The sequence below is a fragment of the Carboxylicivirga longa genome (assembly GCF_050589825.1).
Classification (GTDB): Bacteria; Bacteroidota; Bacteroidia; order Bacteroidales; family Marinilabiliaceae; genus Carboxylicivirga; species Carboxylicivirga longa.
This window is the reverse complement of sequence record NZ_JBNGOZ010000013.1, coordinates 95,031-115,673: the sequence shown is the minus strand read 5'-3', so window position 1 is coordinate 115,673 and position 20,643 is coordinate 95,031. Positions and strand designations below refer to the sequence as shown.

The 20,643-nt window shown below is 41.4% G+C and carries 18 protein-coding genes; 15 read left to right on the top strand and 3 right to left on the bottom strand.

Annotation, left to right across the window (positions count from 1 at the left end):
* Positions 1-13 precede the first annotated feature (13 nt).
* The 9 genes from ACRD7A_RS12655 (at position 14) to ACRD7A_RS12615 (ending at position 6,070) form a co-directional block, all read left to right on the top strand.
* Positions 14-1,072: a family 20 glycosylhydrolase gene (locus ACRD7A_RS12655; protein WP_430811448.1), complete on the top strand. Its 1,059-nt coding sequence runs from the start codon at positions 14-16 to the stop codon at positions 1,070-1,072.
* Between the two features lie 145 nt (positions 1,073-1,217).
* Complete coding sequence (locus ACRD7A_RS12650; RefSeq protein ID WP_430811447.1) at positions 1,218-1,919, top strand: LiaF transmembrane domain-containing protein; 702 nt, start codon at positions 1,218-1,220, stop codon at positions 1,917-1,919.
* A gap of 140 nt (positions 1,920-2,059) precedes the next feature.
* Complete coding sequence (locus ACRD7A_RS12645) at positions 2,060-2,218, top strand: DUF4160 domain-containing protein (RefSeq protein ID WP_430811446.1); 159 nt, start codon at positions 2,060-2,062, stop codon at positions 2,216-2,218.
* A 143-nt stretch (positions 2,219-2,361) separates the two neighbouring features.
* Positions 2,362-2,652: a DUF2442 domain-containing protein gene (locus tag ACRD7A_RS12640; protein WP_430811445.1), complete on the top strand. Its 291-nt coding sequence runs from the start codon at positions 2,362-2,364 to the stop codon at positions 2,650-2,652.
* 277 nt (positions 2,653-2,929) lie between these two features.
* Positions 2,930-3,181, top strand: a complete 252-nt coding sequence (locus ACRD7A_RS12635; protein WP_430811444.1) for a type II toxin-antitoxin system ParD family antitoxin — start codon at positions 2,930-2,932, stop codon at positions 3,179-3,181.
* Positions 3,174-3,473 carry a type II toxin-antitoxin system RelE/ParE family toxin gene (locus ACRD7A_RS12630; protein WP_430811443.1) on the top strand — a complete coding sequence of 100 codons (300 nt, stop codon included), beginning with the start codon at positions 3,174-3,176 and terminating at the stop codon, positions 3,471-3,473. The genes ACRD7A_RS12635 and ACRD7A_RS12630 overlap by 8 nt, the downstream gene beginning before the upstream one ends.
* A gap of 215 nt (positions 3,474-3,688) precedes the next feature.
* Positions 3,689-4,435 (top strand): DUF6597 domain-containing transcriptional factor, encoded by a 747-nt coding sequence (locus ACRD7A_RS12625; protein ID WP_430811442.1) that lies wholly within the window; start codon positions 3,689-3,691, stop codon positions 4,433-4,435.
* A 33-nt stretch (positions 4,436-4,468) separates the two neighbouring features.
* Positions 4,469-4,888: a VOC family protein gene (locus ACRD7A_RS12620; protein ID WP_430811441.1), complete on the top strand. Its 420-nt coding sequence runs from the start codon at positions 4,469-4,471 to the stop codon at positions 4,886-4,888.
* A gap of 246 nt (positions 4,889-5,134) precedes the next feature.
* Complete coding sequence (locus ACRD7A_RS12615; protein WP_430811440.1) at positions 5,135-6,070, top strand: bifunctional riboflavin kinase/FAD synthetase; 936 nt, start codon at positions 5,135-5,137, stop codon at positions 6,068-6,070.
* Positions 6,071-6,103: 33 nt separating this feature from the next.
* Here ACRD7A_RS12615 and ACRD7A_RS12610 read toward each other — a convergent pair whose 3' ends face one another.
* Positions 6,104-7,141: an AI-2E family transporter gene (locus ACRD7A_RS12610; protein ID WP_430811439.1), complete on the bottom strand. Its 1,038-nt coding sequence runs from the start codon at positions 7,139-7,141 to the stop codon at positions 6,104-6,106.
* A gap of 163 nt (positions 7,142-7,304) precedes the next feature.
* On the bottom strand, positions 7,305-9,425 hold the full coding sequence (locus ACRD7A_RS12605) for a M3 family metallopeptidase (protein ID WP_430811438.1): 2,121 nt from the start codon (positions 9,423-9,425) through the stop codon (positions 7,305-7,307).
* A 280-nt stretch (positions 9,426-9,705) separates the two neighbouring features.
* On the opposite strand from ACRD7A_RS12605, the gene lipA reads away from it, so the two are divergent.
* The 4 genes from lipA to ACRD7A_RS12585 all read left to right on the top strand — a co-directional run bounded on the left by lipA (position 9,706) and on the right by ACRD7A_RS12585 (position 14,146).
* Positions 9,706-10,590: a lipoyl synthase gene (lipA, locus tag ACRD7A_RS12600; protein ID WP_430811437.1), complete on the top strand. Its 885-nt coding sequence runs from the start codon at positions 9,706-9,708 to the stop codon at positions 10,588-10,590.
* Entirely contained in the window at positions 10,577-11,284 is a 708-nt protein-coding gene (gene lipB / locus ACRD7A_RS12595) for a lipoyl(octanoyl) transferase LipB (protein WP_430811436.1), read from the top strand. The genes lipA and lipB overlap by 14 nt, the downstream gene beginning before the upstream one ends.
* A gap of 125 nt (positions 11,285-11,409) precedes the next feature.
* Complete coding sequence (gene recJ, locus ACRD7A_RS12590; RefSeq protein ID WP_430811435.1) at positions 11,410-13,131, top strand: single-stranded-DNA-specific exonuclease RecJ; 1,722 nt, start codon at positions 11,410-11,412, stop codon at positions 13,129-13,131.
* Between the two features lie 421 nt (positions 13,132-13,552).
* A complete protein-coding gene (locus ACRD7A_RS12585; RefSeq protein ID WP_430811434.1) occupies positions 13,553-14,146 on the top strand; it encodes a class I SAM-dependent methyltransferase in 594 nt (197 codons plus the stop codon).
* A 44-nt stretch (positions 14,147-14,190) separates the two neighbouring features.
* Here the strand turns inward: ACRD7A_RS12585 and ACRD7A_RS12580 are convergent, their stop codons facing one another.
* Entirely contained in the window at positions 14,191-15,885 is a 1,695-nt protein-coding gene (locus ACRD7A_RS12580) for a Na/Pi cotransporter family protein (protein ID WP_430811433.1), read from the bottom strand.
* 507 nt (positions 15,886-16,392) lie between these two features.
* On the opposite strand from ACRD7A_RS12580, the gene ACRD7A_RS12575 reads away from it, so the two are divergent.
* The gene (locus ACRD7A_RS12575; RefSeq protein WP_430811432.1) at positions 16,393-18,645 is read left to right on the top strand and encodes a GH92 family glycosyl hydrolase; all 2,253 of its coding nucleotides are present in this window, start codon (positions 16,393-16,395) and stop codon (positions 18,643-18,645) included.
* Positions 18,646-19,261: 616 nt separating this feature from the next.
* On the top strand, positions 19,262-20,557 hold the full coding sequence (locus tag ACRD7A_RS12570) for an O-acetylhomoserine aminocarboxypropyltransferase/cysteine synthase family protein (RefSeq protein WP_430811431.1): 1,296 nt from the start codon (positions 19,262-19,264) through the stop codon (positions 20,555-20,557).
* Positions 20,558-20,643: the final 86 nt, after the last annotated feature.

The window sequence follows — 20,643 nt, the reverse complement described above, 5'->3', positions numbered from 1 at the left end:
AAAACCTTTCCCTATGAGAAACCTGATTATTCTATTATTGTTAAGCTCCATGCCCCTGCTGGCACAAAATAACATTGACTCCTTATTACCGGTGCGAGGCTTTAGTATTGCGGCACCGCAGGCCAATCATCTCGATAAGTTTATTGCCTTTGTTGAAAAGGAACTGGTACCCCTGAAAATTAATACCCTGATACTCCGTGTAGATTACAACTATGCCTACGAGTCGCACCCTGAGCTCCGTGATGAAACAACCTTAAGTAACAAAGACGTGAAACGACTGGTGGCAATGGGCAAAAAACATTCAATCAACATTGTTCCGCAAATTAACCTGCTGGGGCATCAATCGTGGGCCGAAGAGTTGGAAAACTTATTGAAAGTGTATCCCCAATTCGATGAAACGCCGCATATTCCGATGCCCAACAAATATGAATGGCCCAATGAACATGGCTTATACTGCAAAAGCTATTGCCCCCTACATCCGGATGTACACAAGGTCGTTTTTTCCCTTGTTGATGAGCTGATGGAAGCCTTTGAAGCCACCGCTTTTCATGCTGGTCTGGACGAGGTATTCTACATTGGTGATGATAACTGTCCGCGCTGCAGTGGGCATGATAAAGCCGTTCTTTATGCTAATGAGGTGACTAAGATTCGGAATCATCTGGCCATCAAAAACCGCAAGCTGTGGATGTGGGGTGATCGCTTAATTGATGGTAAAACCACAGGCATGGGTATGTGGGAAGCAAGCATGAATAATACGCACCGTGCCATCGATATGATTCCCAAAGATATATTCATCTGCGACTGGCACTACGAAAGACCCGATAAAACTGCCGTGTATTTTGCCATGAAGGGCTTTAAGGTGGCTACATGCTCTTGGAATAAACCGGATGTATCAGCTGTGCAGGTGGAAGATATGTTAAAATTCAGAGCCGAATCAACGCCTGCTATGCGCGATAATTTCCAGGGTAACATTCTTACCGTATGGTCAGGAGCTGAGAATTTTATCGATAGCTATTACAAGTCTGACGATAATGAACAGCGTCAGATGTTGAAAATGTTTAAAGCCCTTTAAAAATTCCATAAAGCGGTCTTCAGGGAGTTTGATATTACGCAGCTCACCCTACCATTCAGTCATTTTGCCAATTCGTGCTTTTATCACGATGCAATTCTACATACCTTAGTTTCACATTTTTATTACCATTTAAAATCAAATTATCATGAACCCGGAAAGAAATCATAACAAACGCGGCCTGTTAGGCACCTTTTTAATCATTATTGGTGTCATTCTCTTATTGGGTAATCTGGGCTACCTGCCCTATCAGCTGACTGATATATTATTTCGCTGGCCCATGATTTTCGTGGCGATTGGTATTTACAACCTACTAAAGAAGCAATATACAGGCGCAATTATCACCCTTGCCATTGGGGGCTTATACCTATTACCCCACTTTATTGACGACCTGAGCTACCGCGATATTTTCAAGTTCTGGCCGGTCTTCTTAATACTTATCGGAGTTACCTTTTACTTCAAGCGTCGTGAGCTGATGCCTGCTAATCAGCGGGGGGCCAGGGTGGATGAGTACATCGATGAGATGGACATCTTTGGTGGCGGCGTTACCCAGGTGGAGTCCCATAACTTCAAAGGAGGACGCGTAACGGCCATCTTCGGGGGAGGAGAGGTGTATCTCGATCGTTGTCAGCTATCGCCCGATGGTGCGGTACTGGATGTAGCCATGATTTTTGGCGGATCGAAAATAATGGTGCCCCGCGACTGGAATGTTAAAACGGAAGTAGTTTCTATCTTTGGTGGCTTTGCCGATAAACGTAATTTCTTTGCCGACACACCACCAGAGACCTCCAGAACATTAGTTATTAAGGGTCTTGCCCTATTCGGTGGCGGCGAAATACGAAGCCTGTAGAATTGATATAATTACTGAAGGATGAGGGATTATGTTAGATAGCTGTGGTTCATGGGAATAAATAGACTGGGAACATTGACTTTAGGTTCAAGCGGAGATTTTGTAAATTTGTATAGGTGTAAAATTAAAGAAATTCGATAATGCCAAAGATATTTGAATATTTCGGGATTCTTATTTTCTTCTATTCAAATGAGCACGAACCAATTCATGTTCATGCAAAGAAAGGAGAATTTGAAAGTAAAGCAGAGTTCTATATCATTAATGGTGAGATTTCAGAGATAAAGATTACAAATATTTAAGGAGCACGACCACTAAAAGGAAAAGACCTTAAAGATTTTGAGGCTTTTCTTCAGAAATATGTTGACAAAATAGTTGAAAAATGGGTAAACTATTTTGTTTATCATAGGGATGTTGAATTTGAAAAAATTACAAAAAGATTAAAATGAGAATAATTGTTGACTATAAGGATTCAGAATCTGGATTTAACCAGTTGAAAATTGATTCTGCAAAATATCTGTCGGATTATGCAATACGCATAAGGTTTAATGATGGTAATGAAAAACTTGTTGATTTCAAGCCATTTTTATCAAAATCACTTCATCCATCAATTAAAAAATATTTGGACGAAAATATGTTCTCGAACTTTTCATTGACTGATGGAAATTTAAACTGGAACGATTATGACTTAATTTTTCCAATTTCTGATTTATACAATGGCGAAATAGGTTCATAAACCACGAAACCACAACATTTTGTATAGTACATTGGGCGCTATGCCGTATTTTAAACATTTGCGATTTCTTCAACCCCGCCGAAGCGCAGCTTCGACGGTTCGTTAAATTGCGAGTGTCTAACCTGCGCTTCGGCTACTTAAAGGTTAGACGGGCAGGTGCAATCTAATGCCTTACGCAATATACAATTAACCGTTGGCATTCATTTGCCCATTACTTACTGAAATTAAACACTTGTCACAAATACCAATATTTGGTATATTTGTAAAAAAACAAGCTATGAATAAGAATACATCAATAACGTTAGGAAACCATTTTGACGATTTTGTAAAAAGCAGTATTTCGGCTGGACGCTATAAAAATGTAAGTGAAGTAGTTCGAGCTGGTTTAAGATTGCTTGAGGAAGAAGAGAGCAAAGTTATTGCACTAAAAAATGCAATCCAAGAAGGACTAAATAGTCCACTTGTTGAGGACTTTGACTTTGATAACCATCTCAAAAAATTAAAAGAACAAAGAAAGAAAAATGGCTAAAGTAATTTTAAGACAAAAAGCCATTAATGACTTATCAGATATCTGGAGTTACACATCATTTAAATGGTCTGAAAATCAAGCTGACAAATATTATCAATCATTAAAGTTAGCTTGTAAAGAGATTGGCACCAACCCTAATATTGGGAAAAGATATTATGAAATAAGTGGCCAATTATTAGGTTTTAAAAAAGGAAGGCACATTCTCTTTTATCAAGTTGTTTCTGAAAGCAGAATTGAGGTTATCAGAATTCTACATGAACAAATGGACTTGAAGAGTAGATTGAAAGAATAAACTACACCCAACAAACCGCAATAGCCTAGCGCATAAGGCATTCGATGCGTTTTGCAAAGTCCGCTGCTTCGGCAATCAGCGCCAAATCATTGATTTGGCTTTAGAAATGAAAAGATAAAATAATTGGCTCAGAGCAGTTTTGATAGCTTTGGTTCGTTAAAATGCCACTCGCTTCATCTAGCCAACGTTATGGTGCCTTTTGACTAAAAGCTACAATGAAACATAGAAACATTAAAATAGACGGATTTTTATCCAATTTCATAAATTGCTTTTGGGAACATGACAACATTCAGAAGGAAGTTGAATTTACCATATTACCAGATGGTTATTTTGACTTAATTTTCGAAATAAGGAATAACGAGATTTTAAACATTTCATTGACAGGCATATGGACTAATCAAATCAATGTTAGGATTAAAGAAAATACTAAACTGATTGGAATTCAGTTCAAACTAATCGCTTCAGAATACATTTTTAAGGAATCAATAAAGAATATTTTAAATTCAGAAACAATTTTGCCTACTGACTTTTGGGGAGCGAAAAAACTTCCTTTTGATAATCTTGAAAAATTTACTGATACATTAACTAAAACAATACATTACGGACTGAAAAACCTAAAAGAAATCGATAACAGAAAATTCAAATTATTCAATTCGCTTTACGGACAGAAAGGCAATATTAGCGTAAAAGAATTATCTGAAACCGTTTCTTGGAGCAGCAGGCAAATAAACAGATACTTCAACCAACAATTTGGATTTTCGTTAAAAACATTTTTAAATATTCTAAAATGTAAATCATCCTACGGCGACATAGCAAAGGGAAAATTATCACCAACACAAGATTATTACGACCAAGCACATTACATAAAAGAAATCAAAAGATATACCGGAAATACACCAAAAGAACTATATAAAAACGAAAACGACCGATTCTTACAATTATTAACCCTCGGTGAAAAGTAATTTTGCTTATTATTAACTTAAAAAGTTAGCATTATGACTTTCAACAAACTTACACCGAATCTTGAAGTGCAAAATATCAAGAAAACAGTTGATTTTTATGTGAATGTATTAGGGTTTTCACTTGTTATGGCAGTTCCCGAAACTCAAGATGGAATTGAACAATCAATTGCAGATGACAAAAAATACGTTTTTGCAATGGTTTTGAAAGACAAAGTAGAATTAATGTTTCAGGAAACAGAAAGTTTTAAAAATGATTTAAAATTTGCAAAAGGACTTTCTATTGCTGCTTCAATTTCGTTCTATATGGAGGTTAACGAAGTTGACAAATTGTACAATGATTTAAAAAACAAGATTTCGGAGATATCTGAACTTAAAACTGCATGGCACGGTATGAGAGAGTTTTATGTCAAAGATATTAATGGATATATACTTGGCTTTGCTGAAAAAGTGTAATAGATTTCAAAACAGATGAATATAGAATACTATAGAAAAAAAGTTAGAATAAAAACAGCACAACAATTGCAAATTAAGCATCATAAACGGACTAATTTTGTACGGTTCTTTATAAGCATCTTACAAAAGAGAACTGTTCCCTAAAACGTATTGGCGGCTCTACCCGATACTGCCTTTGGCATCAAAACTTCCGGGTTTTATCTTGACTCTTGCATCTTAAATGGTATTTTTGCTCAAAAATTTATTGTGAAAGTACATTCCGATTTCTCTTCGTTTAAAGCCCATAAGCCGGTTATAACCATTGGCATGTTTGATGGTGTTCACACCGGGCATCGCGTGTTGCTGGGGCAATTGGTTGATAAAGCTAAAGCGCTGGGCGGAGAATCAGTGGTGATTACTTTCTGGCCCCATCCCCGGATGGTACTCAAGCAAGATGCCGACAAACTCCGTTTTCTCACTTCACCCGAAGAACGCACCAAACTATTTAGCGAGCTGGGCATCGATCACCTGGTACTCATCCCTTTTTCACTGGAACTGGCAGGCCTGACTGCTGAAGATTTCATCCAGGAGGTGCTGATTGACAAACTAAACATCCATCATTTAATGGTGGGCTATAACCACCGCTTTGGCAAGGGTCGTCAACACAGCTACGAAGAATATCAGGCTTTCGCTAAAAAGTATAACTTTTCCATCTCCATGGTAGAGGCTGTATTAACCGACGGTATGCAAACCAGTTCAACAGATATTCGTAATCACCTGCTGGAAGGCAACATGAAGGCGGCCAACAGAATTCTGGGCTATGAGTATACCGTATCGGGTCGCGTGGTTGGAGGGCAGCGATTGGGTCGTCGCCTGGGCTATCCCACCGCCAATATCGAGGTGGAGGAACCCCACAAGCTAATTCCACCTGATGGCGTGTATGCCGTAAAGGTGCGTGTTGAAGGAAAGCATTACGGTGGCATGCTGAATATCGGCTACCGCCCAACGGTAAGCCATAATGTGGATCAGCGCTCGCTGGAAGTACATATCTTTGACTTTAACCACGATATCTATTCCGAAGAGGTGGAGCTACAGTTTGTACAGCGGGTACGTGCCGAACAGAAATTTAAGAATGTGGAAGCCCTGAAGGAACAGCTGATGCAGGATGAGGCGATCATACGCGCCATCGTAGAACAATTCTAACAGGGTGAACTTTAATTGTAAAATTCAGAATCATTAAACAGTGTTTTTACCACTGATGATGCTACTGATTAATTTGTAGCGCGGAAACTGATCAAGGACTATCTTGATAAACACCGTGATGGGAATGGATAAGATAAGGCCGGGAATACCCCACAAATAACCCCAGAACATAAGCATTACAAGGATAACAATAATATTCACCGAGAAGGTTTTACCCATAAAAACAGGCTCCAAAACACCGCCCATTAAAGCTTGCACGCCGGTAATGGTTAAGATAAATAAAAGAAGAGTGCCACTGGGATCCAACTCCACAAGAGCAAAAATAGTGAGGAGAACCACCGAAATGATGGAGCCAATCATTTGAACAAAATTGATGGCAAAGGCAAACAAGCCCCAAAAAACAGGAAAGCTTACATCGAAAAATAAACAAGCCAAACTGAAGCCAAGACCCGTAAGCAGGCTGATAATAAACTTCACCTGAACGAACTTAATAATATCTTTCTCCACTCGCCGGAAAGCCTTTACCGAAGAGTATTTGATCCTAAAGAGTGTGGAGTTGAGCAACTGCTCGAAATTCATGGCTCCGGAAAGCAGCAATACAACAAAAAAAGCGGTGGTGAGGGTTAGCGACAGCGCATTGCCAATAAAATCGATGGTAATACCAATGTTGCCCAGCATATTATCGCTCTTAAAGTAATGACTAAAGACCGACTCATCCTGCATGCGTGTTACTCCAAAAAAATCTTCTACGGCCACCACCAGATCTACAATCTTGGTTTCAGCCTGCTGAAAAAAATGGTTATCGGCCGATAAAATTTCCTGACTGGATACTTTGATGAGCTCACCCCCGATCTTAAATACAGCTGTGATGATTAGCACCACAAAGGCAATACTTAATACTTTGGGCAATTTCTTGCGCGCAAACCAGCGCATCACGGGCAGGAATAAAAGAGCGATAAACATGGCTAGCACCAAGGGCACAAAAATAAAAGCCAGCACTTTTAACAAATAGAAGATAAAAGGAATCACCAGCATCATTAAGAGTCTATTTGTTGTCTTTAAGTCGTTCATCGGGGCGCGTATAAGCTTGTTGTATATTCTTTATCTGAGTTGGCAAAGATAAGCGATTAAAACGGATGAAAGGCTAGGCTGATAAAATCCACGGAACAAAAAACGGCTGCCCCCAAAGGAAGCAACCGCTTTAAATAGAAATATTGATTGGGTATGAGAGATTTTATTGCAGACCGCGCTGACGCAGCAAGGCTTCAATCTTTGGCTCGCGACCTCGGAAATTCTTATACATCTCCATGGCATCAACAGTACCACCACGCTCCAGTATATTGCTGCGGAACGACTGTGCGGTGGCCTGATCATACAGACTAGTCTCTTTGAAGGCTTCAAAGGCATCGGCATCGAGCACGCCTGACCAGATGTAGCTGTAGTAACCGGCGGTGTATCCACTACTGGCGAAAATGTGCATGAAATAAGTAGACTTATAGCGCGAGATAATCTCGGGGATAAGGCCAATACTCTTCAGGTAATCATCTTCAAACTGATTCACATCAATGCTCTTCACTTCCTTTTGTGTGTGGTAATTCATGTCCAGAAGAGCAGCTGCCAGATACTCGGTAGTGGCAAATCCCTGATTAAAATGACCACTATTTTGAAGCTTTTCAACCAACGCATCGGGAATTACCTCACCCGTTTTATAATGGCGGGCATACTCCTTCATCACAGCAGGATCGCCGGCCCAGTTTTCCATTACCTGCGAGGGCAATTCCACAAAGTCGCGGGGTACAGATGTGCCAGACAGGCTGTTATAGGTACAATCACTCAGCAGCTGGTGCAGTCCATGGCCAAACTCGTGGAAAAGGGTCATGGTTTCATCATAGCTAAGTAAGGCAGGCTGATCGCCCACTGGCTTGGAGAAGTTACACACAATTGTTACCACCGGTGGAATATCTTTACCGCCACGACGGCTCTGCTTACGGAAAGCGCCACACCAGGCACCTTGCTTCTTAGTGGCACGCGGATGCCAGTCCATGTACAAAATACCCTTGTGTGATCCATCGGCTTCAGTCACCTTAAATACTTGCGCATCGGCATGCGGCTTTGGAAAATCACCGGTAATTTCTTCAAACTGCAAGCCGTATAACTTTGTAGCCACAGCAAAAGCACCATCGCGCACATTGTTCAGCTCAAAATAAGGACGTACTTCATTTTCATCCAGGTTATATTTCTCCTTACGCACTTTCTCGGCATAATACCACCAGTCCCACGATGCCAGCTGAAAGCCTCCTTTTTCGCGATCGATAATGGCTTGCATAGCTGCACGTTCTTTCTTGGCCACCGGCAGGGCACGATCCCACAGTTGCTCCAGCAACTCGTATACCTTATCTGAAGTCTTCGCCATGCGCTCCTCCAGCACATAGTCGGCATAACAGTCATAACCCAGTAAATTGGCTTTTTCAATGCGAAGCTTTACAATCTCTTCAATAATCTTTTTATTATCAAACTCATTGTTGTTGTTACCACGCATGTAGTAGCCTTTATACAATTTTTCTCGCAACTCACGCTTATCGGCATAAGATAAGAAGGGCAGCATGCTGGGCTTTTGTGTAGTGAACACCCACTTACCCTCCATGCCCATTTCAGTGGCTGTTTCAGCAGCTCCTAAAATGGCTGACTGGGGCAATCCGGCCAAATCAGCTTCGTCCTCAATTACCAATTTAAAGGCGTTGGTCTCCTTCAATACATTGGTCGAAAACTGATTGAATAGCTCTGATAAACGAGAATTGATCTGACGCAGTGTTGTTTTCTTATCCTCAGCCAAACTCACACCACTGCGCACAAAACCTTTGTAGGTATCATCCAGCAGCATAGCTTGCTCACCGTTCAGCTGCAAAGCATCCTTCTGCTCATAAACAGCCTTCACACGGGCAAATAGAGCAGGATTAAGATTGATATCATCGCTGTGAGCACTCATTTTCTTACCCACTTCGGAAGCGATAGCCATTATCCCCTCAGTACCATCGGCTGACTTTAAAGAGTAATACACCGACATCACTTCTGACAGCATCTTACCGGCATCATCTAAAGCCACAATGGTATTCTCAAAGCTAGGAGCATCAGCATTATTAATAATGGCATCTACCTCCTGCTTATGGGCAGCCATAGCTTTGTCGATAGCCGGCATATAATGCTCCGCCTTTATCTGCTCGAAAGGAGGTACATTATACGGGGTGTTATACTCACTAAAAAAGGGGTTCTCACCCTCTGTGTCTTTCTTATTTGACGTTTGACAGGACGTAACCGCAACTGCCAAAGCCAGGGAAAGCAATACAATTTGTTTCATCGCTCTATAATTATAAATGAATAAATAACTTATCTTTTAAAAAAGGATGCAATATAAATAAAATAGAGGGCTTAGCCATACGCATCCACTGGTTTGAAACATGTCGTATAACAGATAAGACACCTTGCCAAACATGAACAATGTTACCCATCAGATGTTTTTTTACGAAAAGCTGATAAACAGAATGGTTTAATGATGATAGGTACCCATAAAGCTCATTTTTTAGACCATTATTTTTAAGTAATATTGCTTGCTGATTTCGGCTTAAACAGATAATGAAATGGTGAAAATTAAAAGTAAGATCGTTAAACCCGACTGGCTTAAGATACAACTTCCCAATACCGGTGATTACAAATGGATGCACAATACCATACGCGACCATAAACTGCACACAATATGTACGAGTGGTAAATGTCCGAATGCGGCAGAATGCTGGGCGGCAGGCACAGCCACCTTTATGATATTAGGCGATATATGTACCCGTGCCTGTAAATTTTGCAATGTAAAAACCGGTAAACCGGATGCCGTGGATATTAAGGAACCACTCCGCATTGCCCGTTCCATCCAAATAATGAAGCTAAAACATGCCGTGATCACTTCGGTTGATCGTGACGACCTGGAAGATGGCGGTGCCGGAATATGGGCAGCCACCATACGCAAGACCAAGGAGCTAAACCCAAACACCAGTATGGAGGTGCTCATTCCTGACTTTAACGGTTTACATCCCTTGATACAACAAGTGATGGATGCACAACCCGAGGTAATTTCGCACAACCTGGAGACGGTACGACGCCTGACACCCCTCATCCGCACCAAAGCCAAGTATGACCTGAGTCTGAAGGTATTAAAATACATTGCCGATGGTGGTATGGTTGCCAAATCGGGCATTATGTTGGGACTGGGTGAAAAGGAGGAAGAGGTATTTGAAACCATGGATGATCTGCTGGCGGCTGGTGTAACCGTAATGACCATTGGCCAATACCTGCAACCTACAAAAAACCATCTTCCAGTATCGGAATATGTTACCCCCGAGCAGTTTGAAAAATACAAACGCGTAGGACTCGAAAAAGGATTTAAATACGTTGAGAGTGGCCCTTTGGTACGTTCATCATATCATGCCGAGAAACACATTAATGCCTTAAACAAACAACATGAACAACAATAATACACGCTTTCAGGATCTGGGCGTCAGCGATTATAAGAAAGTTTGGGACTACCAGGAGGAGCTGTTTGCCAATGTGGTAGATGTGAAATTGTATAACCGCAATGCGCCCGAAGACCCAAAGCCCATAACCAACCACCTGCTGTTTGTTGAACACCCTCATGTATATACACTGGGGAAGAGTGGTGTACAGAATAACCTGCTGATTAATGAGCAGTTTCTAAAGCAGATCGATGCTACCTTCTATAAGATTAACCGGGGTGGCGACATCACTTATCATGGACCCGGGCAATTGGTGGGGTATCCCATACTCGATTTGGAAGCCCTGAACCTGCAAGTAAGAAGCTATATATTTAAGCTGGAAGAAGCCATTATTCGTACCCTGGAAAATTATGGCATAAAAAGTGAACGACTGGAGGGTGCCACTGGTGTATGGCTCGATACTAAAGGACCTGGTAAATCGCGTAAAATATGCGCCATTGGTGTGAAAGCCAGCCGTTATGTGTCCATGCACGGTTTTGCCCTTAATGTTAATACCGACCTTTCGTACTTCAATCATATTAACCCATGCGGCTTTGTAGATAAAGGTGTTACCTCAATGGAAAAAGAGTTAGGCCACAAACTGAATATGGAAGACATAAAAGCAGAACTGCGAAAAAATTTAAGCGATATTTTTGAACTACAATTAAAGGAGTGAGGGTAAGTAATATAGCCGACTAATTTAAAAGATTTGTATTAATTTTTATTAACAATCATGCATTAGGCTTTTGATTTAAGATAATTTTTCGAAAAATTTATGCTCTAATTGGGCAAAAAAGGGAGATGGAAAAACGGTGGAGCATAAAACCCGAGGGTGATCAGAATACAATTAATCACCTGTCTGAGGTACTAAACATAAATCACGTATTGGCAAACCTTCTTGCTCAAAGAGGCGTTAGCAACTACGATGAGGCAAAGGCGTTTTTTCGACCTAAACTAACCGATTTGCACAACCCCTTCCTGATGAAGGACATGGAAGAGGCGGTGCTTCGCATTGTGAAGGCCTTCGACAATGAGGAACGCATATTGATTTATGGTGATTATGATGTGGATGGCACCACCAGCGTGGCTTTGGTATATTCTTTTCTGAGCCTCCACTACAATCGCATTGACTATTACATCCCCAATCGTTATGAGGAGGGTTATGGTATCTCCTACAAAGGAATTGATTACGCAGCTGATAATGATATTACGCTGGTAATTGCCCTTGATTGTGGCATTAAGGCGGTAGAAAAGATGGATTATGCCCGTACAAAAGGCATAGATTTTATCATCTGCGATCACCACACACCCGGCGAAATACTACCCAAAGCGGCGGCCTGTCTTGATCCGAAACGATCGGATTGTCACTATCCTGAAAAGAACCTGTCGGGTTGCGGAGTAGGTTTTAAGCTGATGCAGGGCTTCTGCCGCTATAAGGACTATAAAGAATCGCAGTTATATGCCCTCATTGACCTGGTAGCCGTCAGCATAGCCTCCGATATTGTGCCCATCACAGGTGAAAACCGTATTCTGGCCTATTACGGACTCGAAAAGTTAAATTCCAACCCTGTTATCGGACTGCGTTCCATCATTAAAATAGCGGGACTGGAAGGACGTGAAATCACCATCAGCGATATTGTATTTAAAATAGGTCCTCGCATCAATGCGGCAGGGCGTATCGATGCCGGCAGCGATGCGGTTGATCTGCTGGTGAGCCGCGACTCAGGTAACGCCGGCCTGATGAGTAAGGACATTGATGAATGCAACGAGACACGCAAAGACCTGGATCGTAGCATTACTGTAGAGGCGCATGATTTAATTGCCAACAATCCGGATTTACTCAATAAAAAATCCACCGTTATATACAACAAAGATTGGCACAAAGGGGTGATTGGTATTGTGGCCTCGCGCCTTACCGAATCCTTCTATCGACCTACCATCGTATTAACCGAATCGAAAGGACTCGCTACCGGTAGCGCACGCTCTGTTGAAGGCTTTGATCTTTACAAGGCCATCGAGTCGTGTAACGACTTACTCGAGAATTTTGGCGGTCATATGTATGCCGCCGGCCTTACGCTTAAGATTGAAAACATACCGGCCTTTCAGGAGCGCTTCGAAAAATTTGTAGAAGCCCATATCCTTCCTGAACAACTGATACCGCAAATAGAAATCGATTCCAAGCTACACCTGAAGGATATTACACCCAAATTCTTCCGAATTCTCAAGCAGTTTCAGCCTTTTGGTCCCGGTAATATGAAACCGGTATTTGTATCGGAGCGCGTTTTTGACTACGGAACAAGTAAATGCGTTGGCAAAGATCGTGATCATTTAAAGCTGGAAATCATAGAGGAACACTCTGCGGCCATTAAACAGGGCATAGCCTTTTCTATGGGGCACATTATCGACAAAGTTAAATCAAACGATCCCTTTGATATATGCTATACGGTAGAAGAGAACGTGTATAACGGTATTACCAGCCTTCAAACAATGGTGAAAGACATTAAGTTTCCCTACTCTGAATAACTAATTATTATTTTGATTGCTTATAAATTAGGCCTCTCATCGGCAGATAGGTTGCCAATTCAACTTTGGGGCTCATTTATATATTTTACTACTTTATTAGTATGAACATCATTTTTTAAGGGGTGCATCAATAAAAAATACATTTTAACACTTTTTTAGATATTATTTTTTAGGGGTATTCTTAAAACATTACCCTATATATAAAATCAAATAATTAATTATTAGCCATTTAAGAGCTGTGAATTTTTAAACAGAAAGTTTTCCGAACCAATATTTTATCTATATTTAGTCCGAGAAAGTTAAGCCCTTTCCCTTAAAATCAGATAAAATCCAGATGAAAAAAGGTTCGGTTATGCCGGACCTTTTTGCGTATAGTAAACATTCCTTATTTAGCGGCGTTTAAAAACAAAGATATTCCCCAATGAAAGAAATCTGGAACGATCGCTATAGTGATAAGGATTATTTCTATGGCATAGCGCCAAACCCTCAGTTTAAATCCTTTATCGATAATAATAAGCCCGGCAAAATACTATTACCGGCTGAAGGCGAAGGCAGAAATGCCGTTTATGCGGCATCAAAAGGCTGGGAAGTAACGGCACTTGACTTTAGCGTTACAGCTAAAACAAAAGCCTTACAATTAGCTAAGATTAACCAAACCTCAATTCAGTATACAATCATTGATGTTTTAAGCTTTCAGGCACCTCCAAAGAGTTTCGACTATATTGCCTGTGTATTTATGCACCTGCCTTTTCATGAACTTACGAAGGTAAATAAGCACCTGCTATCCCTGCTAAAAACCAACGGCAAGTTATTGATCGTTGGGTTTAATAAGCACCAATTACAGCATTGTAGCGGTGGTCCTAAAAATAAAGATTGGTTATTTTCGGCCCAACAATTTGAAAATGAATTTGCATCCTATAAACTTCCCCAATGCACTGATATTACAACAAGTCTATCGGAAGGGAAAGGTCACACCGGGAAGGCCGCAATAACCGTTGTAGAACTCATAAAATAAAAAATCCCGCCATGGCGGGATTTTTTATCTCTTGTAAAATACGTTTACTGAGGATTCACTTCAGCTAAAGCTTCTGTTACATTAATCACATAATCGGCCAGCTTTTCGCACTCCGAAAATAAATCGTTGAAAATAATACCGGCTTCATAAGTATAAACACCATTTTTAAGGTTATCAAGATGTTCGACTTTTAACTGATTGCGGTAGTTATTAATTTCGTCCTCCAGTTGACGCGCCTTGGTCATGTGTATATCTTCATTAATATCATCCAGGTTACTAATCATTACCTGCAGCGAAGCATCTACCAAATCGAACATCAAATCAAGCTTTTTAAGCACCTCGTCGGAAAATTTAATATTGGCATTACGCATGCGGTTGATGGTTTTCGCAAGATTGTAGTTGCAATCACCGATACTCTCTAAATCATCCACAAGCTTAAGCATCGAACGCACTCGTTTACGCCCTACATCGCTTAATTTGCCCTGATTCACCTGCGACAGATAATTGGCAATCTCAACCTCAATATTATCGCAAATACCCTCGTATTTTTCGATACGCGCAAATTGCTTACTGAATTTACTGTCCTTATCCTGAACCATTAGTTTACGAATAAAACCAAACATCTTCTGGCTATGCTTACCAAACCAATGTACTTCTTTACGTGCCTGCATCAGCGACAGCTCGGAAGTAGATAACATACCGGTAGTGATAAATTTAAGACGAAACTCCTCTTCTTCCAGTTCGGAGGAGGGTACCATGCGGATCACAATCTTCTCGAAGAACTTAACAAACCACACAAAAATAAGCACATTCATCACGTTAAAACTGGTGTGAAAAATGGATAGGGCAGTGGGTATAGCCGATACAGACTCGGTTGGCGACACGCCGTTACTCTTCGATACAAAATGAACAATGGCATCTACAAACCAGGGGAAAACCATCAACATCCAGGTAACACCCAAAAGGTTAAAGATAAGATGAACGCGGGCCGCACGTTTGGCCGATACATTACCTACCGAAGCCGCAATATTAGCAGTAATAGTAGTACCAATATTCTCACCCATCACCATGGCTGCCGCCAGATGGAAAGGTATCCACCCCTGATTACACATCACAAAAGTAAGCGCCATGGTAGCACTCGATGATTGAATAACAACCGTTAAAATAGATCCGATAATCAGAAATAAAACCGTTGAGCCAAAGCCAAGGTTGGTGTAATTTTGAAGGAAACTAAGTACCTCTGGGCTTTGTTTTATATCCGGCACTGAACCTTTCAGATACTCAAGTCCCAAAAACAGAAGGGCAAAACCTACTAAAAATTCGCCCCACGAGCGCCGTGTTGAATTTTTGGAAAAAATAAGTGGCAAACCCAAACCAATCATTGGCAAAGCATAGGCACTAATTTTCACTTTAAAGCCCAACAGGGTAATCATCCACCCCGTAATAGTAGTGCCAATATTGGCTCCCATTATTACACCAATGGATTCTACCAAGGACATTAGGCCGGCGTTAACAAAACTCACAACCATCACCGTGGTAGCCGATGAAGACTGAATAATGGTAGTTACCAAAAAGCCGGTTAAAACCCCAAAGAAGCGATTCGATGTCATGGCGGATAAGATCTTACGCATCCGGTCACCTGCCACTTTTTGAAGCGCCTCACTCATCATCTTCATACCGAAGAGAAATAACCCCAAAGATCCGATCAGGGTTAGAAAGTCAAAAAACGAATAATTCATAATAAAATGTCTGTAAAGGCCTTATGCCTTTCCAATTAGAATGTTGTTTATACATCTGCAATTTGAGCCCAAAGATGTAATTTTTTTTTTAGGTCTTAAGCCTTAATTAATATTGTTTTAGTGTTTTTTTAACATTAAAACAGCATTTAGAATATATCTAAATTCACGGCCTTCATTGAAATAGTAAAACATGCATTTCTACTCCTTTACCCCACTATTTTGAACCTCTGACTACCTGTATATTGCACATCTATTTGTTACTTTGTTTTAACAGTTAAATCAATTTTAAGCTCGAAACTGAATATGATAGCAAAAATATCATCGTACTAAAGTGAAATATTAATAGGAATTGACAGTTCGATCTTATTGACAACTGTTTAAAAACTGGCGGAAATAACAAAGAATATGAAACGACCATGCAAATTTGATGATCTAAAATACCACACCTACAGATGATCATATTTAATTGGGAGTTCCATCTGACCATTGAAAAATAAATTTGAACAGATGAAACATCTAGCAACGGTTTTGATTAGCCTAATATTTTTAACATTATTGGGCTGTGTGAGTCCCGAAAAGGAAGACAACGAACGATTAACCTCCTATGTAAATCCATTTATGGGTACCGACGGACCAGGAAATACCTACCCCGGGGCAACCATGCCATTTGGTATGGTTCAGTTAAGTCCTGACATTGGTGTGCCCGGATGGGATCGTATAGCCGGTTATTTCTATCCCGACACCATCATTACCGGTTTTAGTCACCTTCACCTTACGGGCACCGGAGCCGGCGATTTATATGATATTCTGATCAGTCCTATCAACTCGCGAGCCACGAAGACCATTCCTGAAAATGGCAACCGCCCATATAGTACTTTTTCGCATGATAATGAACAAGCCGAACCCGGCTATTATCAAGTCTATTTGCAGGATTATGGCATTAACACGGAACTAACCGCTACACAGCGCACCGGCATTCACCGCTATACCTTTCCGCAGGACGAACAGTCGGGTTTTATCATTGATCTGGGTTATGCCTTAAACTGGGATGCACCTACCGATACGCATCTTAAAATAGTGAATAACACCACTATAGAAGGATACCGCTTTTCAAGCGGATGGGCAGCCGACCAGCGTGTCTTCTTCACCGTGCATTTCTCCAAACCCTTTGAAACGGCTACTCTTTTTGCAAATGATAAAGAGCAGCAAAAAGATGCTGTGAGTGGTAAAAACACCAAGGTGAAAGTTGTGTTTCCTACCCATAAGGACGAACAGGTGCTTGTGAAGGTAGGCTTATCCACAGCAAGCATGGAAGGCTCCCTGCTCAGCCTGCAACGAGAGGCACCCCATAACGACTTTGACCAGTATCGCCAGGCAACTTCAACTACCTGGGAAAACGAACTGAGTAAAATAAAAGTTGAATCAGACAACGAAGAGTGGAAGAAAACTTTTTACACAACTCTTTATCAGTCGATGCTGGCACCCACCCTGCTGAGCGACACCAATGGTGATTATAAGGGGGCGGATGGAAAATACCACCAGGCAGAAGGATACGACAAATACGACACCTTCTCGCTATGGGATACTTTTAGAGCAGCACATCCCCTTTACACTATCATGCATACCAACCGTGTAAGGGATTTTGTAAGCAGCATGCTGAGCCATTATGAGCAAACCGGCCTTACACCCGTATGGTCCATGCAGGGTAACGAAACCAATATGATGATTGGCTACCACGCAATTCCCGTTATTGTGGATGCATACTTTAAAGGCTTACTCAATGATTTTGACAGCGAACTGCTATATGCCGCCTGTCGCTCTAACGCCATGGATGATGCGCATGGCATTAAGGAATACCGCGAACTGGGCTATGTGCCCGTATCTTACGATCACGAAAACTGGTCGGTATCGAAAACCCTGGAATATGCCTACGACGATTGGTGCATTGCCCAACTGGCAAAGGCACTGAACAAAGACGAAGAATACGCCTATTTTATGCAACGCGCTGACAACTGGCAGAATCATTACGACAATACCTCCTCGTTTCTACGTCCTCGTCAGGCCAACGGCACCTTTGTTGCTGACTTTGTGGCGAAAGATTATACCGATCATTTTTGCGAAAGTAATGCCTGGCACTATTTCTGGTTTGTTCCCCACAACCTGCAAGGCCTTATTGATAAAACCGGCGGGGCAGAGCGATTTGAGGAAAAGCTGGACAGCATGTTTACCTATCATCCCAGCGATGATGATGAGTTACCCATTTTCAGTACCGGTATGATTGGCCAGTATGCCCATGGTAACGAGCCGAGCCATCATGTGGCCTATTTATATAACTATTTGGGTAAACCATGGAAGAGTCAGGAACGAGTGCGTGAGATTATGGAGACCCAATATGCACCCATCCCCAATGGGCATTGCGGCAACGAAGACTGCGGACAGATGTCATCGTGGTACATCTTCAGCTCCTTAGGATTTTATCCTGTTAACCCGGCTGACGGCATTTATGTAATCGGCACTCCACTGTGGCACAAGGCGAGCATAGAACTTCCCAAAGGCAAGCAATTTACCATTGAATGCAGCAATGCCTCGAAGGAAAACAAATACATTAAAGAAGTACAGCTGAACGGACAAACATTGCAACGCAGTTACATCCATCATCGGGAAATTATGAATGGCGGTAATCTGAAATTTGTGATGGATAAATACCCCAATAAAAAACTTTGGAACACACCCGAAGCCTTTCCGCAATCGGCACAATAAAAAACAGCAAAGCGGAATAGTGACTCAGACTATTCCGCTTTGCCATTTTCAAAAAACAATTAACACTAACAGCACTGACAAAATAACTACCTGCAACACCAGAAAGCGAACAGGTATTTCAATGCTTTGCAATCGCTTTTTTACCGTAACCAAATTTCGAGTCATCATAGCACCTTGGGTTACGCCAAATTTCTTTGGCCATTAATAACTATTACAACTCCCGATTCACAAAGGGTAGACGAGCAAAAATCAAATAGGTTGCAAAATTACTTCTAGAAAAGTCCTATTGATAAGCGTCTGTCATTTTTAACGCACTGATTAGCCCTTTATTATATCTCAATTAAAAAAAGTATTACTCATAGTATTTGAATTTAAGAGAAAAATCTCTTTATTTGTACTTCATGAAGCAACAATTCTTGCATACTAGCTACTCTTTGTTAACTGCCGGTTCGGCAATTAATCAGGCTTCTTATACGATGATGTATATGATGATGACACGCTAAGTGTCACAACGCATCGCATCTGATAATCAAACAAATATTTAGGACAGACCGGTGCGTTGAGCACAGGTAAGAAGGGTTAAAAAACAGAACATTAACCATAAAAACTAAATATTATGTCTGAATTAAAGTTTGAAACACTGCAACTACATGCCGGTCACGAAGTAGACGACAACACCTTATCGCGCGCAGTACCCATTTACCAAACCAGTTCTTATCTTTTTAAAGATGCGGATCACGCAGCTAATCTATTCGGATTAAAGGAGTTTGGGAACATTTATACCCGCATTCAAAACCCCACTACCGATGTATTTGAGAAACGCATTGCCGCCCTGGAAGGTGGTGTAGGGGCCGTGGCTGTTTCCTCAGGACAGGCTGCTCAATTTATTGCACTTACCAACTTTCTGGAAGCCGGTGATAATTTTGTATCCAGCTCGTACCTTTATGGCGGTACTTACAATCAATTTAAAGTACAATTCAAACGCCTGGGCATTCAGGTTAAATTTGTTGAGGGTGATAACCCTCAGGATTTTGAGGCGGCCATCGATGAAAAAACCAAAGCCATCTATATAGAGACCATCGGCAACCCCCAGTTTAATATACCTGATTTTGAAGCCATTGCCAATATTGCCCAAAAACATGATATCCCATTAGTAGTAGATAATACATTTGGCGCAGGAGGTTACCTTTTCCGACCTCTGGAGCACGGTGCTAACATTGTTGTTGAATCAGCTACCAAATGGATTGGCGGGCATGGTACATCGATTGGTGGTGTAATTGTAGATGGTGGTAATTTTAACTGGGGCAATGGTAAGTTTCCCTCATTTACCGAGCCATCGGAAGGCTATCACGGACTTAAATACTGGGAAGTATTCGGTGCAGACAGTCAGTTTGGGAACATCGCTTTCATTATACGAGCGCGCGTTGAAGGCTTACGCGATTATGGATCAGCACTGAGTCCTTTCAATTCCTTCCTGCTTATTCAGGGGCTGGAAACCCTGTCATTGCGCGTAGATCGCCACGTGAGTAATGCGCTTGCCATCGCCCAATGGCTGGAAAAACACCCCAGCGTAGAGTATGTTAAATATCCGGGCCTTACATCGAGCCCCTACCACCAACTGGCACAGAAATACCTTAAGAAAGGCTTCGGCGGCGTGATGAGTTTTAAAATTAAAGGCGATGCCAAGGCAGCCGATCGTTTTATCGATAGCTTATCTTTGATCAGCCACCTGGCCAATATTGGTGATGCTAAGTCATTGATTATACACCCCAGCTCTACCACCCATGAGCAACTTAGTATTGAAGAACAGAAAGCAGCCGGCGTAGAGCCCGGTCTGTTGCGCCTATCGGTAGGTATTGAGCACATCGATGATATAAAAGCAGATTTAGAAAATGCTTTTTCTAAGCTTTAACACCAAATACAAGGCAAACACTATTAAATTTAAAATAATCCTGCCCCTCATGAATTATAGTAGGGGCAGGATTTACATCATTTTCT